Origin of the sequence: Labrys sedimenti, assembly GCF_034424805.1 — a bacterium.
In the GTDB taxonomy this organism is placed as follows: domain Bacteria; phylum Pseudomonadota; class Alphaproteobacteria; order Rhizobiales; family Labraceae; genus Labrys; species Labrys sedimenti.
This window is the reverse complement of sequence record NZ_JAXOUF010000031.1, coordinates 15,382-33,951: the sequence shown is the minus strand read 5'-3', so window position 1 is coordinate 33,951 and position 18,570 is coordinate 15,382. Positions and strand designations below refer to the sequence as shown.

General features: G+C 62.6%; 16 protein-coding genes and 1 tRNA gene. 5 read left to right on the top strand and 12 right to left on the bottom strand.

Features of this window, described 5'->3' with window-relative positions; all coding sequences use genetic code 11:
- The first annotated feature begins 132 nt into the window (after window positions 1–132).
- Window positions 133–933: a 3-methyl-2-oxobutanoate hydroxymethyltransferase gene (locus U1R88_RS33255; RefSeq protein WP_322435169.1), complete on the top strand. Its 801-nt coding sequence runs from the start codon at window positions 133–135 to the stop codon at window positions 931–933.
- 93 nt (window positions 934–1,026) lie between these two features.
- Here the strand turns inward: U1R88_RS33255 and U1R88_RS33250 are convergent, their stop codons facing one another.
- From U1R88_RS33250 to U1R88_RS33225, 6 genes are all read right to left on the bottom strand, one after another.
- A complete protein-coding gene (locus U1R88_RS33250) occupies window positions 1,027–2,076 on the bottom strand; it encodes a Gfo/Idh/MocA family protein (protein WP_322435168.1) in 1,050 nt (349 codons plus the stop codon).
- 92 nt (window positions 2,077–2,168) lie between these two features.
- Window positions 2,169–2,954 carry a ThuA domain-containing protein gene (locus U1R88_RS33245; protein ID WP_068287521.1) on the bottom strand — a complete coding sequence of 262 codons (786 nt, stop codon included), beginning with the start codon at window positions 2,952–2,954 and terminating at the stop codon, window positions 2,169–2,171.
- A 202-nt stretch (window positions 2,955–3,156) separates the two neighbouring features.
- Window positions 3,157–4,248: an ABC transporter ATP-binding protein gene (locus tag U1R88_RS33240; protein ID WP_322435167.1), complete on the bottom strand. Its 1,092-nt coding sequence runs from the start codon at window positions 4,246–4,248 to the stop codon at window positions 3,157–3,159.
- 4 nt (window positions 4,249–4,252) lie between these two features.
- Window positions 4,253–5,074, bottom strand: a complete 822-nt coding sequence (locus U1R88_RS33235) for a carbohydrate ABC transporter permease (RefSeq protein WP_322435166.1) — start codon at window positions 5,072–5,074, stop codon at window positions 4,253–4,255.
- A complete protein-coding gene (locus U1R88_RS33230; RefSeq protein WP_068287514.1) occupies window positions 5,071–5,997 on the bottom strand; it encodes a carbohydrate ABC transporter permease in 927 nt (308 codons plus the stop codon). Before U1R88_RS33230 ends, U1R88_RS33235 begins: the two co-directional genes overlap by 4 nt.
- Window positions 5,998–6,328: 331 nt before the next feature.
- Window positions 6,329–7,588: an ABC transporter substrate-binding protein gene (locus U1R88_RS33225; protein ID WP_322435170.1), complete on the bottom strand. Its 1,260-nt coding sequence runs from the start codon at window positions 7,586–7,588 to the stop codon at window positions 6,329–6,331.
- 563 nt (window positions 7,589–8,151) lie between these two features.
- Between U1R88_RS33225 and U1R88_RS33220 the strand changes: the two genes are divergently transcribed.
- Entirely contained in the window at window positions 8,152–9,168 is a 1,017-nt protein-coding gene (locus U1R88_RS33220) for a substrate-binding domain-containing protein (protein WP_322435165.1), read from the top strand.
- Here the strand turns inward: U1R88_RS33220 and U1R88_RS33215 are convergent, their stop codons facing one another.
- Together U1R88_RS33215 and U1R88_RS33210 are read right to left on the bottom strand one after the other, a co-directional pair.
- On the bottom strand, window positions 9,169–10,062 hold the full coding sequence (locus tag U1R88_RS33215) for a DMT family transporter (protein ID WP_068287507.1): 894 nt from the start codon (window positions 10,060–10,062) through the stop codon (window positions 9,169–9,171).
- Window positions 10,063–10,312: 250 nt separating this feature from the next.
- Window positions 10,313–10,960 (bottom strand): cyclic nucleotide-binding domain-containing protein, encoded by a 648-nt coding sequence (locus U1R88_RS33210; RefSeq protein ID WP_068287504.1) that lies wholly within the window; start codon window positions 10,958–10,960, stop codon window positions 10,313–10,315.
- A 769-nt stretch (window positions 10,961–11,729) separates the two neighbouring features.
- Between U1R88_RS33210 and U1R88_RS33205 the strand changes: the two genes are divergently transcribed.
- Window positions 11,730–12,290, top strand: a complete 561-nt coding sequence (locus tag U1R88_RS33205) for a tyrosine-protein phosphatase (protein WP_322435164.1) — start codon at window positions 11,730–11,732, stop codon at window positions 12,288–12,290.
- A 38-nt stretch (window positions 12,291–12,328) separates the two neighbouring features.
- On the opposite strand, the gene U1R88_RS33200 is transcribed toward U1R88_RS33205, so the two are convergent.
- Window positions 12,329–12,404: transfer RNA gene (locus U1R88_RS33200), tRNA-Ile, on the bottom strand.
- A gap of 147 nt (window positions 12,405–12,551) precedes the next feature.
- On the opposite strand from U1R88_RS33200, the gene U1R88_RS33195 reads away from it, so the two are divergent.
- Window positions 12,552–13,265 (top strand): SIMPL domain-containing protein, encoded by a 714-nt coding sequence (locus U1R88_RS33195; protein WP_322435163.1) that lies wholly within the window; start codon window positions 12,552–12,554, stop codon window positions 13,263–13,265.
- Window positions 13,266–13,459: 194 nt separating this feature from the next.
- Window positions 13,460–13,945: an Lrp/AsnC family transcriptional regulator gene (locus U1R88_RS33190; protein WP_082979703.1), complete on the top strand. Its 486-nt coding sequence runs from the start codon at window positions 13,460–13,462 to the stop codon at window positions 13,943–13,945.
- Here the strand turns inward: U1R88_RS33190 and U1R88_RS33185 are convergent.
- The 3 genes from U1R88_RS33185 to carB form a co-directional block, all read right to left on the bottom strand.
- Window positions 13,942–14,424, bottom strand: coding sequence for a hypothetical protein (locus U1R88_RS33185; protein WP_322435162.1), 483 nt, complete (start codon window positions 14,422–14,424; stop codon window positions 13,942–13,944). The genes U1R88_RS33190 and U1R88_RS33185 overlap by 4 nt on opposite strands.
- 171 nt (window positions 14,425–14,595) lie before the next feature.
- Window positions 14,596–15,069: a transcription elongation factor GreA gene (gene greA, locus U1R88_RS33180; protein WP_068287490.1), complete on the bottom strand. Its 474-nt coding sequence runs from the start codon at window positions 15,067–15,069 to the stop codon at window positions 14,596–14,598.
- Between the two features lie 122 nt (window positions 15,070–15,191).
- Window positions 15,192–18,497 carry a carbamoyl-phosphate synthase large subunit gene (carB, locus tag U1R88_RS33175; protein WP_322435161.1) on the bottom strand — a complete coding sequence of 1,102 codons (3,306 nt, stop codon included), beginning with the start codon at window positions 18,495–18,497 and terminating at the stop codon, window positions 15,192–15,194.
- Window positions 18,498–18,570 lie beyond the last annotated feature (73 nt).

The following is an 18,570-nucleotide window of genomic DNA, read 5'->3' as shown; positions in this document are numbered from 1 at the left end:
ACCCATCGCTGCCTCCAAAAGACAGCTTTGAATCACATACCCGCACTCTTGGGAATCCCAAGAGTCCACAGCTCCTAACGCGCCCTGCGTCTCGACGATGCACTCGAGCCGCGGGATAGCATGGAGACCGTCATGGCCCGCCTACGCCCGACCGTTGCCGATTTGCTTGCCCTTCGCGGCAAGAAGCAGATTGCCAAACTGAGAGTCACCACGCTCGAAGAGGCCGAGGCTGCCGAACGCGCCGGCATCGGCATGCTCTCGATTCCGCCTGCGCTGATCGCCGAGCCCGCTTTTCGCGACGCCGCGCCGACGGCCTTTGCGGTCACCGGGCTGGAATATGGCCACTACATCACGGCGGAGGATTACCTGCGGGCGACCTTCCTGGCCCGGCAGCAAAGTTCAGACGCCGTTTATTGCGCCGCCAGCCTGGCCACCATCCGGCGGCTTCGCGACGAGGGTATCCCCGTGGTGAGCCATGTCGGCCTGATCCCCTCGCACCGGACCTGGACCGGCGGTTTCAAAGCCGTCGGCAAGACGTTCGAAACAGCCTGGCAGGTCTGGCAGCAGGTGAAGGCCCTCGAGGAGGCGGGCGCCTTCGCGGCGGAGATCGAGGTGGTGCCCGTGGAGGTCGCCACCGCGATCAGCCGGCGCACCAGCCTGTTCATGATTTCCATGGGCGCTGGCGGGGGGTGCGACGCGCAATATCTGTTCGCCGATGACGTGCTGGGTAGCCATGACGGGCATTACCCGCGTCATGCCAAGGTCTATCGCAATTTCCACGGCGAGTATGACCGCCTGCAGAAGGAACGCATCACGGCGTTCTCCGAATACAATGCCGACGTTGCCAATGGCGCCTTCCCGGCCCCGAACCAGGTGGTCGGCATTGCTGGCGACGAACTCGAGCGCTTCCTGAATGCGCTCGACGCTGCCTGATCGTCATTCCGGCTGCGCGGGCGCCTGGCACGCCTCTTACCACTCAATGCTATGTTTCCAAAAGCGGGCGAGATGCCCGCGCACTCGATATGATCAGGCGATCGGCGGCGCCGAAGCAATATCCTTGTCGAAGCAGCGATCGATCACGCGCTGGAGGTTGGCGGCGTGGCGGAAGCTGGGTTCGGCATTCTCGCCGCTCTGCACGGCCGCGATGAAGCGCTGGTAGTTGGTCTTCACCGGATCGGCGTGGAGGTCGCGCCAGGCCTGGCTGTGGATCCCGTCTCCGGTGCAGATGCGCAGGCTCGTATAGGGGCCGTGATTGATCTCGATCGCGCCCTTGGTGCCGAAGACGCTGAGTTTCAGGGTGTTGGCATAGCCCGTCATGAAACGGCTGGTGTGGATGACACCCAGAGCCCCGTTCTCGAAGCGCACCGACATCACCGCGCTGTCATTGGCATCGAGCGGATAGTCGCCGATGCGGTCGCCGGGGGCCTTGTGGAAGGTCGCGAGCTGCGCCTGCAGCGCGACCGGCGTCATGCTCACCGCATAGCTGGCGAAATCCAGGATATGGATGCCGACATCGCCCAGCACGCCCTTCGAACCATGCTCCTCGGACAGGCGCCAGAGCCAGCGCGGCTCGGTCGACCAATCGCCCCAATGATTGCCTACCAGCCAGCTCTGGCGATAGGAAGCCTCGACGTGGCGGACCTCACCGATCTCGCCGCGGGCAATGATGCCATGGGCGGCCTGCAGGGCCGGCACGTCACGATAGGACAGGTTGACCATGGCGATCAGTCCGGCTGCCTCGGCAGCCGTGGCCATCTCGTCGGCCTGTGGGAAGGTCTCGGCCAGCGGCTTCTCGCACAGGACATGCTTGCCGGCGAGGATCAGCTTCATCGTGGTGGGATGGTGAAACCTGTCCGGCGTGACATTGGCGACGGCATCGAAACCGCCCCAGGCGATGGCCTCGTCGAGGTCGCCGAAGGAATGGGGAATGCCATGCTCGTCGCTGAACTGACTGGCTCTCGCCTCGTCGATGTCGACGCCCGCCACCACTTCGGCGTCGGGAGAAGCCTGGAAGTGCCGGGCGTGGTTGGCCGCCATATTGCCGGTGCCGAGCACAAGGATGCGGATCTTGGACATGAAGTGATCCTGGGAGCGCGGACATCCTGTCCGCTCTTGGAAACGTAACGCTTGCAGTAAGAAGAGCGGACAGGATGTCCGCGCTCCCAGGATTACCGGTAGCCCTCTTCGCCATCCTCGTGGAGGCGCGGCCCCTTCACTTCCAGGGGCACCGGGGCTTTGTCATGTGGCGTGTTGGGCGCCTCGTTGACGCGCTTCCAGGCGGTCGCGGGATTGAAGGCCCACTTCACCGCATTGCCAAGCACCTTACGCACGGTGGCATTGTGGTAGGTCGGGTAGGCTTCGTGGCCCGGGCGGAAATAGAAGATCTTGCCGGCGCCGCGCTGATAGGTCAGCCCCGAACGGAAAACCTCGCCGCCCTCGAACCAGGAGATGAACAGCGTCTCCATCGGCTCGGGCACGGTGAAGGGCTCGCCATACATCTCTTCATGCTCGATCTCGAAATATTCGGGCAGGCCTTCGGCGATCGGATGGTTCTTGTTGAGCACCCACAGCCGCTCGACCTCGCCGGCCTCGCGCCAGGACAACGCGCAGGGCGTGCCCATCAGCCGCTTGAAGATCTTGGAGAAATGGCCCGAATGCAGGACGATCAGGCCCATGCCCTCCCAGACGCGCTCCTGAACGCGCTGGACGATCTCGTCCTTGACCTCGCCATGGGCAGTGTGGCCCCACCACAGCAGCACATCGGTGTTGGCAAGTTTCTCGACGGTCAGGCCGTGCTCGGGTTCATCGAGCGTCGCGGTACCGACACTGATGCCGCCGGCCTCTTCGAGCGCGGCCGCGACCTCGCCATGGATGCCCTTGGGATAGAGCTGGCGCACCAGGGCGTTGGTCTGCTCATGCCGGTTCTCGTTCCAGACGAGTGCGCGGATAGTCATCTCGGATTTCCTTTGCCGTCGACGGCGATTCAAAGCGCTTTAACAAAAATCTCTGCCACATCCAGCGGGGCTATTGAAGCGGGTTGTGGACCTATTTTTTGGTCTGGCGGAAACCGCCGGGCCCCGATCCTCGCGGCGTCTTTGGCACCCTCTGGCGAAGACCTCCCAGCCTCTCCCTCAGGGCGGCTCGGCCCGGCCCTCTTCAGGCCGGCAGCCGCCGCAGGGCCGTGCCGTCGGCCTTGAAGACGTGGGAGAGGTCTCCCGGCACGCCGATATTCACCTTGGTCGCGGCGACCACGGGCGCATCCCCGGCATGGCGCAGTGTCACCAGCCGGCCGTCCGCTGTCCTTACATAGAGGAAATGGCTCTCGCCCAGTTCCTCGACGACCTCGACATCGCCGGCGAAGGAAGCCTCCCCGCCGGTCTCCTGCAGATGCTCGGGCCGGATGCCGAGCTTCACCTTGTCGCCGGCATTCACGCCGCTGCCGTCGACCCTGGCGGTCACGCTTCCCCCACCCGGCAGGGCAACCTTGACGCCGGAAGCATCGGCGGCCTGCACCTCTGTATCGATGAAGTTCATCTGGGGCGAGCCGATGAAACCGGCCACGAACAGGTTGCGCGGGTTGTGATAGAGTTCCAGAGGCGCCCCGACCTGTTCGACATTGCCGGCGTTGAGCACCACGATCTTGTCGGCCAACGTCATGGCCTCGACCTGGTCGTGGGTGACGTAGATCATGGTGGCGCCCATCTGCTTGTGCAGCTTGGCGATGGAAATGCGCATCTGCACGCGCAGTGCCGCATCGAGATTCGACAAGGGCTCGTCGAACAGGAAGACCTTCGGATTGCGCACGATGGCCCGGCCGATGGCGACACGCTGGCGCTGGCCGCCGGAAAGCTGCTTGGGCAGGCGCTCGAGCAGCGGCGTCAGTTCCAGGATCTTGGCAGCCTCGCGGACCTTCTGGTCGATGGTCTGGGTGTCCGTCTTCGCCAGTTCCAGGCCGAACGCCATGTTCTGATAGACGTTCATGTGCGGATAGAGGGCGTAGGACTGGAACACCATCGAGATGCCGCGGTCCTTGGGCGTCTTCTCGTTGACGCGCTGGCCATCGATCATGAGATCGCCGGAGGTGATGTCCTCGAGGCCTGCGATCAGGCGCAGCAGGGTTGACTTGCCGCAACCGGACGGGCCGACGAAAACCACGAAATCCCTGTCCTCGATGTCCAGGTTGACGCCATGCACGGTCTCGATCCGGCCGAAGGCCTTGCGGATATTCTTGAGTGTCACACTCGCCATTTGCTTAACCCTTCACGGCGCCGGCGGTGAGGCCTGCCACGATCTTGCGTTGGAAGATGAGAACGAGAACGATGAGAGGCAGCGTCACGATGACCGAGCCGGCCATGATGTTGCCCCAGGGCAGCTCCTGCTGGCTGGCGCCGCTCATCGAGGCGATCGCCACCGGCACGGTGCGGTTGTCCGGCGAGAAGGTCAGCGCGAACAGGAACTCGTTCCAGGCCGCGATGAAGGCGAGCAGGCCCGTGGTCACCATGGCCGGCCACATCAACGGCATGAAGACGCGGCGCACCACCGTCCAGGGGCTGGCTCCGTCGACGAAAGCCGCCTCCTCCAGTTCCCGCGGCAGTTCCTTCATGAAGGTGGTGAGCACCCACACCGTGAAGGGCAGCGTCAGGATCAGGTTGGAGAGCACCAGGGCCGGCATGGTGTTGTAGAGACCGAAGGCGCGAACGACCTCATACATGCCTGAGAGCACCGCAACCTGCGGGAACATCGACACGGCGAGGATGGTCATGAGCAGGAGCCCCCTGCCCTTGAAGTGCACTCGTCCCAGCGCATAGGCGGCCGTCACGCCCAAAAAGAGCGAGATCAGCACCACCGTGACGGCGACGACGATCGAGTTCCAGATATTCCAGGCGAAGGGCTGCTGCTCGAACACACCGACATAATTGGAGAAGTCCAGGCTGTCGGGCAGCAGCGAGGTCGAGAACAGGGCCTGTCCCGTCCGCATCGAGGTGAGGATGGCATAGTAGAACGGGAAGACGGCGTAGAGGACGATGACGACGACCAGCGCCCAGAACCCGACGGGTTTGAGAATCTTGCTCATCTCGTTCCATCCTCTGAAACACGCACCTTGCCCACGGTCATGGCGAGCACGGTGATGAGGCCGATCACCAGGAACAGCAGCGTCGCCGCCGCCGAACCGAGACCTGTCTTGGCGAAGTCGACCAACTGCAGCCGGGCAAAGCCCGACATCGAGATGGTGTCCCGGCTGCCCGAGGTCAGCACATAGATCAGGTCGAAGATGCGCAGGGCATCGAGGGCACGGAAGACCACCGCCACCATCAGGGCCGGGCGGATCAGAGGCAGCGTGACCTTGAAGAACACCTTGACGGGGTGAATGCCATCGACCTTGGCTGCCTCGTAGCAATCCGACGGCATCATCTGCAACGCGGCCAGGATCAGCAGCGCCATGAAGGGCGTGGTCTTCCAGACGTCGACCATGATTACCGCCCACATCGCCGTCTGCGAATTGGCGGTCCAGGCGACGGGCGAGGAGATGATATGCAGGCTGAGCAGGATGTGGTTGAGGATACCGAACTGGTCGTTGAGCATCCACAGCCACATCTTGGCCGAGACGATGGTGGGAATGGCCCAGGGGATCAGCACGGCGGCGCGCACGATAGCGCGCCCCTTGAAATTGGCGTTCAACACCAGGGCGACGATGGTTCCGAGCACCGTCTCCAGAGCCACGGACACCAGCGAGAACCACACCGTATTCCAGACCGAAAGCCACCACACCTTGTTGGCGAGCAGGCCGATCCAGCGACCGTCGACATTGGCGAGATAGTTCGAGAAGCCGACGAGCTTGTAATTGCCGGGATTGGAGAGCTTGGCATCGGTAAAGCCGAACCAGATGGTGCGCAGCAGCGGCCATCCGGCGACGATCGCCAGCACGACCAGCATGGGTAGCAGGAACAGCCATGCCGACCGAACCCTGGTCCTTGTCAGTTCTGATTGACTTGCCATCGGGGACTCCCAGAAGGAGGCAGGAAGAGTTGGCCGGCATCTAAGCCGCCACGCCCAGTCGAAATGCGGGAAATCCGTACGCGACCGGTCGCCGGCGAGGCCCCAAAGCGCTTGGCGATTTGAGCGGGTCACCCCGCATCGCAAAGACGCTCTCCCCAATCCGTGGGATTGGCTTGGAGACAAGGAGCTCGAGCAAACAGCTGTCCAGCCATGAACGCGCTGTGCTCCAGGGATCAGGAACCAGGCTTCGGTCGATCAAGTCGCGAAGGACGAGAAAACGGTGGAAAGAGCGCCGCGAACCCCAGGGTTCGCGGCGCAGTCGGGGAGGATCCTACCAGCCCGAGCCCTTGATATTGGCGAGTTCGCCGTCAAGGTCCTCAAGGGCCTGTTCCGCCTTCGCTTTGCCAGACAACACGCTGGCGATCGCGTTCCAGAAGGCGTTCGAAACTTCGTTGTAGTTGGCACCGGTGATCTTGGAGGGACGGGCCACCGCGCTGGTGAAGGTAGCCTTCAAATCGCCGAAGAAGGGCACGGCCTTGAGCACGTCCGGGTCCTCATAGAGGCTGGCGATAGTGGGATTGTAGCTGCCCTCGATGGCCCGGCGCTTCTGCTCTTCCTTCGAAGTCAGATAGACGGCGAGATCCGCAGCCAGATCCTGCTTCTTGGAATATTTGGAAACGGCGAGCTGCCAGCCGCCGAGCGTGCCGGTGTTCTTGCCGTCGGCACCGCCCTTGGGCAGGGCGACGACGCCGATCTTGCCCTTGACCGGGCTGTCGGCGCCATTGCCGAGCGACCAGGCATAGGGCCAGTTGCGCATGAAGGCGGCATTGCCGGACTGGAAGACGCCGCGCGCTTCCTCCTCGCCGTAGTTGAGCACGCCGTCCGGCGAGATCTTGCCGATCCAGGAAGACGCCAGCGTCACGGCCTCCGCCGCCTTGGGATTGTTGATGGTGATCTTGCCCTCGGCATCGACGATGGTGCCGCCGCCAAAGGAGTCGATCCACTCCAGCGCGTCGCAGGTCAGGCCCTCATAGGCCTTGCCCTGGAACACGAAGCCCCAGAACTTGTCGTTGCCGCCCTTGCGCTCGCCTTCCTGGACCTTGGCCGCGGCCTCCGTCATTTCCTGCCAGGTCGTCGGCGGCTTCAGTCCGTTCTTGTCCAGAAGATCCTTGCGATAATAGAGCACGCCGGCATCGGTGAACCACGGCATGGCGACGAGCTTGCCGCCCACGGTATTGTTGTCGATGATCGCCGGGAAATGCTCCTTCTCGGCCCCCTTGGTGTAGGGCGCCAGATCGATGAAGTGATTGGCGAGAATGCCGGGCCAGATCACGTCGATCTGGAAGACGTCGATGTCGCTCGCGCCAGCCGACAGCAGCTGCTGATAGAGCGCCAGCCTTTCATTGGTATCGTTGGGTGTCGAGACGATCTTGACGGTATTGCCGGTCTTCTTGGCCCAGGCTTCCGCACCGCTCTTGCACAGGGCCAACTCCTGGCCGACTGCGCCGCAGGAAATCGCGACCTCGGTAGCGCTGGCAAAACTCGTGAGAGCGATAGAGGCAGTCGCGGCCAAGGCCCAACGCATGAACATGCGGTCTTCCTCCCTTTTATGCGCCATAGCTGCCTCCTCTATGGCAGGTCAGCATAGGCAACCGACATTTCCTCGTTCGAAGTCCCTTTTAGCAGAGCTTCTACAATCTACTTCAAAGCGCTTTGAATTCTAATTCCGACAAAAGTTTGCCATTGTCAAGGCGACCCCATGGCAAAACTGCGTAACAACTAAGGCGCTGGAACAGTCCCCCCAAAAGTAGCATCTTTCATTGAAATAATTTGATTGAAAATCAGAGCCGTTGATGCCTTTTGAGCGATTGAGTGAGAAACTTGTGAATTTCCTGGTAAATATGGCGGCTGCGCTACCTATTTGACGGAAAAGAATTAAGCTGACTTAGAAAAAATAATAGAAAGCGTTAGTCCAAAGCGCTTTAATGAATAGATGCAGTCTGGTCGCTGCTTGCGGTCGGGAGACTACCAGGAAGGGCACGCAGTATCGCGAGATATTTGCCGTGCCCGACGAGCGTTTCTCCCCGATCCCTGGCATGACGAGCTTGCCTCTGTTCATCGAGAGAAACGAGAAGGCCTGGAAGGAACGTTGCGGTGAACTTGAAGGAACTGTCACAGCATCTGGGCCTATCCCAGACGACTGTCAGCCGCGCGCTCAACGGCTTTCCGGAAGTTGGCGAGGCGACCCGCAAGCGTGTGCTGGAGGCGGCCGAGACCTTCCAATACCGCCCCAACGCCAGCGCCCGCAAACTCGCCACCGGCCGTGCGGGAGCGATCGGCATCGTGTTCTCGTCCGACCGCAACATGCTGCTCGATCCGATCTTCACCGATTTTCTCGCGGGCGTTGCCAGCCAATGCTCGCGATCCGACAATGACGTGCTGGTCTCCTCGGCCCAAGGCGACGAGGCAGGCACTTATCGACGCCTCGCCCGCGTGCGCTCGGTGGACGCCCTGTTGCTGTCCTCACCGACGATCGACGATCCGCGCATCGCGATGCTGCAGCGGCTGGACATGCCCCTGGTCGTGCATGGGCGCACGCAGACCGGCCTCAATTATCCCTATCTCGACATCGACAATGAGGGAGCCTTCCACAAGGCCACCACCTTGCTGATCGATCTGGGCCACCGCCGGATCGGGCTGCTCAACGAAAATCTGCGTTTCACCTTCGCCACGCACCGCTCGCAAGGCTGGCGCCGCGCCCTGACCGACCGGGGCCTCGCCGCCCCTCCGGAACTCGAAGGCGGCGCCCGCATGACGGAGGAGAACGGCTATCGCATGGCGCGAGGCTTGTTCGACCTGCCCGACCCGCCAACCGCCCTGCTCTGCTCGTCGATCTTCCTTGCTCTCGGGGCCATGCGGGCCGCGCGGGAAACAGGCCGGATCGTCGGGAAGGACCTGTCGCTGATCGCCCATGACGACGGCCTCGACGCCATCCGTCCGGAAACGCTGACGCCGGCTCTCACCACCACCTTCTCTTCCATCCATGCCGCCGGCGTCCGGGTGGCCGAGATCGCCATGGCCCTGGCGAATGGTGCCGATCCCGCCGCTACCGCGGAGATCTGGCCGGTCGATCTCGTCTTCCGCGGCTCCACCGTACCGCCGGCGCCCTGATTACCCGGCCGGCGCCGACACGGCGGCGCGATCGCGATAGAAGACGAACAACCCGCTGCCGATGATGATGCAATTGCCGATGACGATCGGCAGCGTCGGCACGTCGCGCCAGACGATCCAGCCCATCAACGTCGCCCATACCATGGCCGAATATTGGAACGGAGCGAGCATCGCCGCCGGCGCCATGGCCAAAGCGCGCGTGATGCATATGAAGCACACCATCGCAACGATGCCGACGAGGAACATCAGGGCCAGATCGAACCAGCCCGGCGTGGCCCAGGCAAAGGGTATCGTTGCCGCGCCGATGACACCGGCGCCGGCGAACTGCCAGACCACGAGGGGAAGCCAATGCGTGCGCCGCAAGCGTCGCGTCACGGTAACCGCCAAGCCGAACATGATGGCGCCGACGAGAGCAATGGGCGAGGCCGAGGAAAACAATTCCGCCGAAGGCTGCAGCGCCACGAGAACGCCGATGAAGCCCACGATCACTGCGCCCCAACGGAATGGCTCAACCCTTTCGCCGAGCAGCGGAACCGACAAGGCGGTGATGATCAGGGGGGCCGCCATGTAGAACGTCATGACATCGGCAAGCGGCATGCTGCGCGTGGCGAAATAGAAGCAGTAGGTATCGCCTGCCATGCACAGGATCCGCACGATCTGCAGCCGCCACTGGCCGAAATCAAAGAGATCGACCTTCAAGTGCCAGACCATCGGCACCAGGACGATGGCGGCGCCGACGGAGCGCAGCAGCAACAACTGGCCGACGGAATAGTCGGCGACCAGCCATTTGCCGAGGGCATCGTTCAGGGCGAAGAGGAACACGCCGATGAGATAGAGCGCGATGCCCATGCCGACACTTGCGGTCCCGATGCCGGCTTGGCGGAGGGTAGTCATTTCGGTCTCGTTTCCTGCCGGAGCGCCCCGCGTTCAGCCATGAACGCGTGGTGCTCCAACTCCTTGGTCCAAGGCGTCTTTGCGGGTCTTGCCGAGTCCGTCAATTCGCAAAGCGTTCCAGGCGCGTGGCATGGTGTCTGAAACGGTCCGGGCGTCCGCCGGGCATCGCCCCCACCCAGCAGATCGCCATTTGTCGTACCAATATCTGCGGGCGGCGGAAAGAGGCAATCTTGCACAGCCCGCCAGGACATCAGGCCGCAGCCATCTTCGCCGCCATGTCCGAGGCGAGCAGGCCGTCGAGCGCAACCTTGATCAACGGGCGGCGCACCCGCAGGGCGTTGAGGGCTGCGACCGGCCATTCGATATAGCAGGCGCCCGCCTCGACCATCACGGTGGCCGAGGCGGGCTGGCGGCGCAGGAAGCCGGCCTCGCCGATAAACGATTGCGGCCCGACAACCAGGCTGCGTCCAGCCTTCTTCACATGGGACCTGCCGTCGAGCACATAATAGACGGTCTCGACCGCCTCCCCCTCGCGCAAGAGAGTGTGGTTGCCCTCGCTGCGCCGCCAATGACCGATCTTCATCAAGGAGCGGAACTCGCCCGGCGACAGGCCGCCGAGGGCGGCGAACAGCCTGCGCTCTTCGGCACTCAGCCGAAACTGCGTGCGAGCGAAGACCAGCCTGGCCATCATCAGAAGATTCACGCCCAGATTGACCACCGTCCAGAACAGCGCATCCCACAGCATGATCTCGGGCACGACCAGATAATAGAGGATGTAGAGCAGGGTCGAGACCACCAGGAGGGCGCGCAAGACGAGCTGGTCGCGACAGGTCAGCGCCGCGACGGCAATGAGGGCGGCGGCATGGATCAAGCCGAGCCGGACGATTTCGAACAACATTTCAGCACCAGGACGGGAAGGTCGGTTGGGGCGTCACGCCGCCAGCCACGGCACCGACATGGTGCGTTCGCGGTCCCAATGCTGTGCGACCTCGCACGTGACAACCGATATGGCCGGGATCCGGCACCAACCAGCGCCCGGGCAGTGCATGCTAGGCCGGGATCTGACTGCCCGGCCGCGTTGGCCAGCACCTCCTCGCAGCGGCCCGCCCGACCTTTCCTGCAGGGGATGCCGACCTACGGCACTCCGCCCTGCATCGCCGAGCATCCGTCCGTGACGATTCCATCCCCTTTCGCGTGCATTATCGACACAAGCGCGCAATGTCCCTGCAATAATAATCAGCAGTATAGATTCATTGCCGCCTGCCATTCTCGCTTCACACTCCAATCAGGCGGCATATAAATCTCACCAACTCGACCCCAGGAAGCACATAATGTTGACATTTTTTGTGATATCAAGGGAGATTATAAAAGATATATTTAGAAATATTAACAATATTATATCATATATTTTAATAATTCTGATGATAATTACGGAATTTTTGGCATCAATTTATGAAAAGATTAGTACGGACCGCTCCATCACCCTTGCATCGCTGTCGATCCTGTCCGCGCTGCTGCTGTGCTATTATCGATTGAAAGAACATGTCCGGCACAACCCAGGATCCTCCCTGCGATATCTGCTTCCGCGCTTCCTGGTTGCCCGGGCAAAAGGAGGCAGCCGGGCCAGCAGATGGTTTGCCAGAACCCTGCTCTGGAGCATTTCCGCCGTGACGATCTATGTCGCGGTGCTGCTCTATTGGGGCAATTTTGGCACGGTGATTCGCGGACAGGTCTATCGCTCTGCCCAGCTCGGCAGCGCCACGATGTCATTCAATGTCCAGCGTTACGGCATCAGGGCCATCATCAACCTGCGCGGCAGCAATCCCGGCCAGGACTGGTACGACCGAGAAGTCGCCGATGCGAAGGCGCTCGGCATTCACCACATCGATTTCCGGATGTCGGCCAAGCGTGCCCTGAGCCGGGAACAGGCCGAGCAGCTCATCGCCCTGATGGCGCAGGCGCCCAAGCCACTGCTGATCCACTGCGCGTCCGGCGCCGACCGCACCGGCCTTGCCGCCGCACTCTATGTCGCTGCGATCGCCAAGGCAGGCCGCGAGAAGGCGCAGGCCCAGCTGTCGCCCTTCTTCGGACACCTGTCCCTGCCCTTCCTGCCCGGCTATGCCATGGACAGAACCTGGGAGGAACTCGCCCAATGGCTGAACAAGGCCAGGCACGAGCCACGCCCAGCGCTTGCCACCGCGAGCGGCAGCACTACAGACCGGCGTTAACCAGCGGCACGAAGCCGGCGAATTCATGCGGGGAAGTCTGGTGGGCCCGGAGGGACTTGAACCCCCAACCAGACCGTTATGAGCGGCCGGCTCTAACCATTGAGCTACAGGCCCGGCTGTGCCAGACGCCGCATCTATAGGCAGAGTCTCGCCCAGGTTCAATCGGCATCCGCAATTGCGATCTCGGCCGCAAGCCCGTCATCATCCCGCCGCCTTCGATTGCAAGGTTCCGACGGCAATTTTCTTCATTGGAGTTCACTGATGCTACCGTCTTTCGTCGCCCGCCCCGCCCTCGCCGCCCTGTTGCTGGCCGGAGCGCTCGGCGCCGCTCAAGCCGAGGATTTCAAGCGCGTGGTCGCCATCAACGGCGAAGCGACGGTCGGTGCCAAGCCGGACCTGGCCTATGTCAGCATCGGCGTACAGAGCGCGGGGAAGGTGGCGCGCGACGTGCTGACCGCCAATTCCAAGTCGACCGGTGAGGTCCTCGCTGCGCTCAAGGCGGCCGGCATCGATGCCAAGGACCTGCAAACCTCAGGCTTCAGCGTGCAGCCGGCGAGCCCTGAGAACAGCAAGTTCTCGTCGAGCTCCGAGGATGGCCCGACCATTGCAGGCTACACCGTCTCCAACACCGTGAACGTGACGCTGCGCGACCTGCCCAAGCTCGGCGACATCCTCGACAAGGCCGTCAGCGCCGGTGCCAACAGCATCGAGGGCATCCAGTTCATCGTTTCCAACCAGTCGGTGCTGCTGGATGCCGCCCGCAAGACCGCCCTGGACGATGCCAAGCGCAAGGCCGAGATCTACGCCAAGGCCTCCGGCCTGCGCTTGGGCAAGCTGGTGGATCTGAGCGAGAACACCGGCCCGATCGGCGGCGGTCTCTATCGCGCCAAGGCGGTGCAGGATTCGGTGCCGATCGAGTCCGGGGAGAGCACGCTGAACGTCACCGTGTCCGCGCGTTTCGAGCTGGAAGACTGATCCTCCATACCTCGTCCCAGTATCGAGTAAGACTCCACGGGCCGGCAGCGCTTCCGCTGCAATGCCGGCCCGGCAGATTTTCCGCACACGCAAGTTTGTTTCACGCAGCAAGGCCGATTGGGTAACAAAGATGCTTGCTTGACTGTTCTCCCCGGTTTAGGACGGCGTAACCGCTGTTAATCGGAAAGCTTATCGTGCGCGCACGCCTTGATGCTGTTGACTGGAAAATCCTGCAGGAACTACAGGCCGATGGCCGCATGACCAATGTGGAACTGGCCAAGCGCGTCGGCATTTCAGCGCCCCCCTGCCTGCGGCGCGTGCGGGCCCTTGAAGATGCCGGCGTGATCAAGGGCTATCGCACCCTGCTCGACGAGGCTTCACTGGGTTACGAGATCACCATCTTCGCCATGGTCAACCTGACCTCGCAGGCAGGGGCGGATCTGCAGTCCTTCGAAACCTATGTGAAAAATCAGCCCTTGGTACGCGAATGCTGGATGCTGTCCGGCGACGTCGACTTCGTGCTGAAATGCGTGGCGAAGGACCTGCGTTCCTTCCAGGCCTTCGTGGCCGAACTGACGGCCGGGCCGGCCGTGCGCAACGTCAAGACCGCGCTGACGCTGCGTTCCATCAAGGATGATCCGATCGTTCCCCTCGAGCTCGACGTGAGCGAAGGGGCCTAAACCAGCTTGCTCAGCAGCCAATGCGCGTAGCTGGACGCCAGCCAGTCGTAGCGGCGCGGCGTCGGGTCGGGCACTTCGGGAGCGGCATCCACCGAGCTCGTGGTGGCAAAGAGCGGGAAGCGCTTGATCACGCCGCCCGATGACGACAACAGCGTGACGCGGCCATCAAGCGTGTCGACGCTGTCGATGCTGATCAGGCCGCCATCCGAATCGACGGGAAAACTGATGTCGGTGAGTGCCACCGACAATGTCGCGCCGCCCTTCGCGCCGGGCTGGTAGCGCGAGCCGAGCTGCCGGACGAGATTGCTCTGGAGATAAGGCGGCATGCGCTGGAGCCAGAGATTGCCGCTGCCGCTGACCTGCACCCTGCGGATAACCGGAATGGCTGGATTATCGGCATAGGAAGTGGCGCAACCGGTGAGCAACAGACCGGCACCGATGGCCAGGAAGCCTCTGCGCCCGACACGTCCCGAAGTCATGATAGCCTCCTGCTCGCGATATTCGCTTTCTATAGAACGCGTTGTGCCGCCAATCGAAGCAAATTCGCGCGACAATGTCGCATGTCTTCGACGACAGTGCATCCGACAGCAAAACGCCGCACCCGATCGGATGCGGCGCCTTGTCAGAAAGATCTGAAACCGGCCGTCGGCTCAACGCCAGGCGACGTTGGCGATCTCATAGGCCTTGGGGCCCTTGGGCGTGTTGACTTCGACGGAAACCCCGATCTTCTTGCCAACCAGTGCGCGGGCGAGCGGCGAGCCGATCGAGATCTTGCCGGAGCGCACATCGGCCTCGCTCTCGCCAACGATCTGATAGGTCTTCTCTTCTTCCGTGTCTTCGTCAATCAGCGTGACATGGGCCCCGAATTTGACGGTGTCGCCAGACAGCTTCGAAATATCGATCACTTCGGCGCGCGACAGAATATCTTCGAGCTCGGCGACGCGGCCTTCATTGTGGCCCTGCGCTTCCTTGGCCGCATGGTATTCGGCGTTCTCGGAAAGGTCGCCATGGGAACGTGCTTCGGAAATCGCCGCGATGATGCGCGGCCGTTCGATCTGTTGCCGTTCCCTCAATTCTGCCTCGAGCGCGGCATGGCCTGCCGGCGTCATCGGGATCTTGTCCATTGCTTCGTCTTCTCTTTCCAAACGCAAAAAAGATACGCGCCGGACGGACTTTCCCGGCGCGGCTGACATATCGGATTTGCAATACAACGGTACCCTCGCCCCAATGGGCGAAGGCGCCTCCTTCAGAAATAGGACTGCAGCGCCCGCACTTCCAGATCACCGCCCTTATTGGCCTTGATCCCCTGCGCAGCCGCCACCGCTCCGAAGAGAGTGGTGTAATATGGGACTTTATGCAAGAGGGCGGCACGCCGCAACGAACGCGAATCCGCCAGGGCCTGCGCTCCCTCCGTGGTGTTGAACACCAGCTGGACGCTGCCATTCTTGATGGCATCCACGATGTGCGGGCGGCCTTCCAACACCTTGTTGATACGCGTGGCCTCGACGCCGTGGCCGGCCAGGAACTGCTGCGTACCATCGGTGGCGACGATCGCGAAACCCAGTTCGGCAAGCAGCCGCATCGAATCGAGGATACGCGGCTTGTCGCTTTCCTTCACCGACACGAACACCGTGCCGCTTGAGGGAACGGTGACACCAGCACCGAGCTGGCTCTTGGCGAAGGCGACGGCATAGTCACGGTCGAGCCCGATGACTTCGCCAGTCGAGCGCATCTCGGGGCCCAGCACCGTATCGACACCCGGGAAGCGCGCGAAGGGATGCACCACTTCCTTGACGGCGATGTGATCGAGCTTCTTGGCCTTCAGGTCGAAGGAGGCCAGGCTTTCGCCGGCCATCACCCGAGAGGCGATCTTGGCGATCGGCTCCCCGATCACCTTCGCCACGAAGGGCACCGTGCGCGAAGCGCGCGGATTGACCTCAAGCACGTAGATCAGGCCGTCCTTGATGGCGTATTGCACATTCATCAGGCCGCCGACATCGAGGGCGAGGGCCATCGCCTTGGACTGGCGTTCCAGTTCGGCCAGGATTTCCGGGCTCAATGAACGTGGCGGCAACGAACAGGCCGAATCGCCGGAATGGATGCCCGCTTCCTCGATATGCTCCATGATGCCGGCGACGAAGACGTCCTTGCCGTCGGCCAGCACATCGACATCGACCTCGACCGCGTCGGAGAGATAGCGATCGAACAGCAACGGGTTCTTGCCCAGCAGCGTGTTGATCTGGCCTGTCTTGTCGTTGGGATAACGCGTCTTGATCTCCGGCGGCACCATTTGCGGAAGGGTGCCGAGCAGATAGTCGTCGAAGGCGACCTCGTCGCGGATGATCGCCATGGCGCGTCCGCCGAGCACGTAAGACGGGCGTACCACCAGCGGCAGGCCGAGATCGGCCACGACCAGGCGTGCCTGCTCGACCGAGTAGGCGATGCCGTTCTTGGGCTGGCGCAGACCGAGCTTGTCGAGCAGCCGCTTGAAGCGGTCGCGGTCCTCGGCAAGATCGATCGCATCGGGCGTGGTACCGAGGATGGGAATGCCGGCCTCCTCCAGGGCAGCCGCCAGCTTCAGCGGCGTCTGCCCGCCGAACTGCACGATGACTCCGTGCAAGGTCCCCTTGGACTTTTCGACCTCAAGGATCTCAAGCACGTCCTCGGCCGTCAGCGGCTCGAAATAGAGGCGGTCGGAGGTGTCGTAGTCGGTCGACACAGTTTCTGGATTGCAGTTGACCATGATGGTCTCATAGCCCGCATCCGAGAGCGCGAAGCAGGCATGGCAGCAGCAATAGTCGAACTCGATGCCTTGCCCGATGCGGTTGGGACCGCCGCCGAGAATGACGACCTTCTTGCGATCGGACGGATCGGCTTCATCGGCGGGTACACCGACGAAAGGCGGAGCATAGGTCGAATACATATACGCGGTGGGCGAGGCGAATTCCGCGGCGCAGGTATCGATGCGCTTGAAGACGGGATGCACCGCGAGCTCGGTCCGCAGATTCTTGACCGTTCCTTCCGGAACGCCCGCCAGCGCATCGAGGCGACGATCGGCAAAGCCCATCGCCTTGAGGGAGCGCAGGGCGCCCGGCGTCCTGGGCAGGCCGATCTCGCGCACCTTCTGCTCGGTCTCGACGATGCCGCGGATCTGGGCCAGGAACCAGGGGTCGACCTTGCATACGCCGTGGATCTCTGCGTCCGACAAGCCGAGGCGCATGGCCTGGGCGATGTTGAGCAGGCGGTCCGGCGTCGGCTTGCCGAGCGCAGCGCGGATGGCGTTCTTGTCGTCGCCCTGGCCGAGCCCGTCGATCTCGATCTCGTCGAGGCCGTTGAGGCCGGTCTCGAGCGAACGCAGGGCCTTCTGCAGGCTTTCCTGGAAGGTGCGGCCGATGGCCATCGCCTCACCGACCGACTTCATCGCGGTGGAGAGGATCGGTTCGGCGCCCGGGAACTTCTCGAAGGCGAAGCGCGGGATCTTGGTGACGACGTAGTCGATCGTCGGCTCGAAGGAGGCCGGAGTCGCGCCGCCCGTGATGTCGTTCTCGATCTCATCCAGCGTATAACCGACTGCGAGCTTGGCGGCGACCTTGGCGATCGGGAAGCCAGTGGCCTTGGAAGCCAGCGCCGAGGAGCGCGACACGCGCGGATTCATCTCGATGACGACAAGGCGGCCGGTGGCCGGGTCGACGGCGAACTGCACGTTGGAACCGCCCGTCTCCACCCCGATCTCGCGCAGCACCGCGATCGAGGCGTTGCGCATGATCTGGTATTCCTTGTCCGTCAGCGTCAGCGCCGGCGCGACGGTGATGGAATCGCCGGTATGCACGCCCATCGGATCGATGTTCTCGATCGAGCAGACGATGATGGCATTGTCCGCCTTGTCGCGGACGACCTCCATCTCGAACTCCTTCCAGCCGAGCACGCTCTCCTCGACCAGGACCTGGGTGGTCGGCGAGGCGTCGAGGCCGCGTTCGATGATGTCGATGAACTCCGCCTTGTTGTAGGCGATGCCGCCGCCTGTACCGCCCAGGGTAAAGGAGGGACGGATGATCGCCGGCAGACCGATATAATCCAGCGCCTCCAACGCCTCGGAGAGGCTGTGGGCCAGGCGCGAGCGCGGTGTCTCCAGGCCGATCTTGGTCATCGCCTCTCGGAAGCGCTCGCGGTCTTCGGCCTTGTCGATGGCGTCGGCATCGGCACCGATCATCTCGACGCCGAACTTCTCCAGCACGCCCATCTCGGCGAGCTTGAGCGCGGTGTTGAGCGCGGTCTGGCCGCCCATGGTCGGCAGCAGCGCGTCGGGGCGCTCCTTTTCGATGATCTTGGCGACGATCTCGGGCGTGATCGGCTCGACATAGGTCGCATCCGCCAGATCCGGGTCGGTCATGATCGTGGCCGGATTGGAATTGACCAGGATGACGCGATACCCTTCCTCGCGCAGGGCCTTGACGGCCTGCGTGCCCGAATAGTCGAATTCGCAGGCTTGGCCGATGACGATCGGGCCAGCGCCGATGATCAGGATGGAGGAAATGTCGCTACGTTTTGGCATCGCTCGTCCGATTTGGGAGGGCCGGCATGAAAAAGCCGCGGAGGGGACTCCACGGCCAAGGATTCATGGCTCC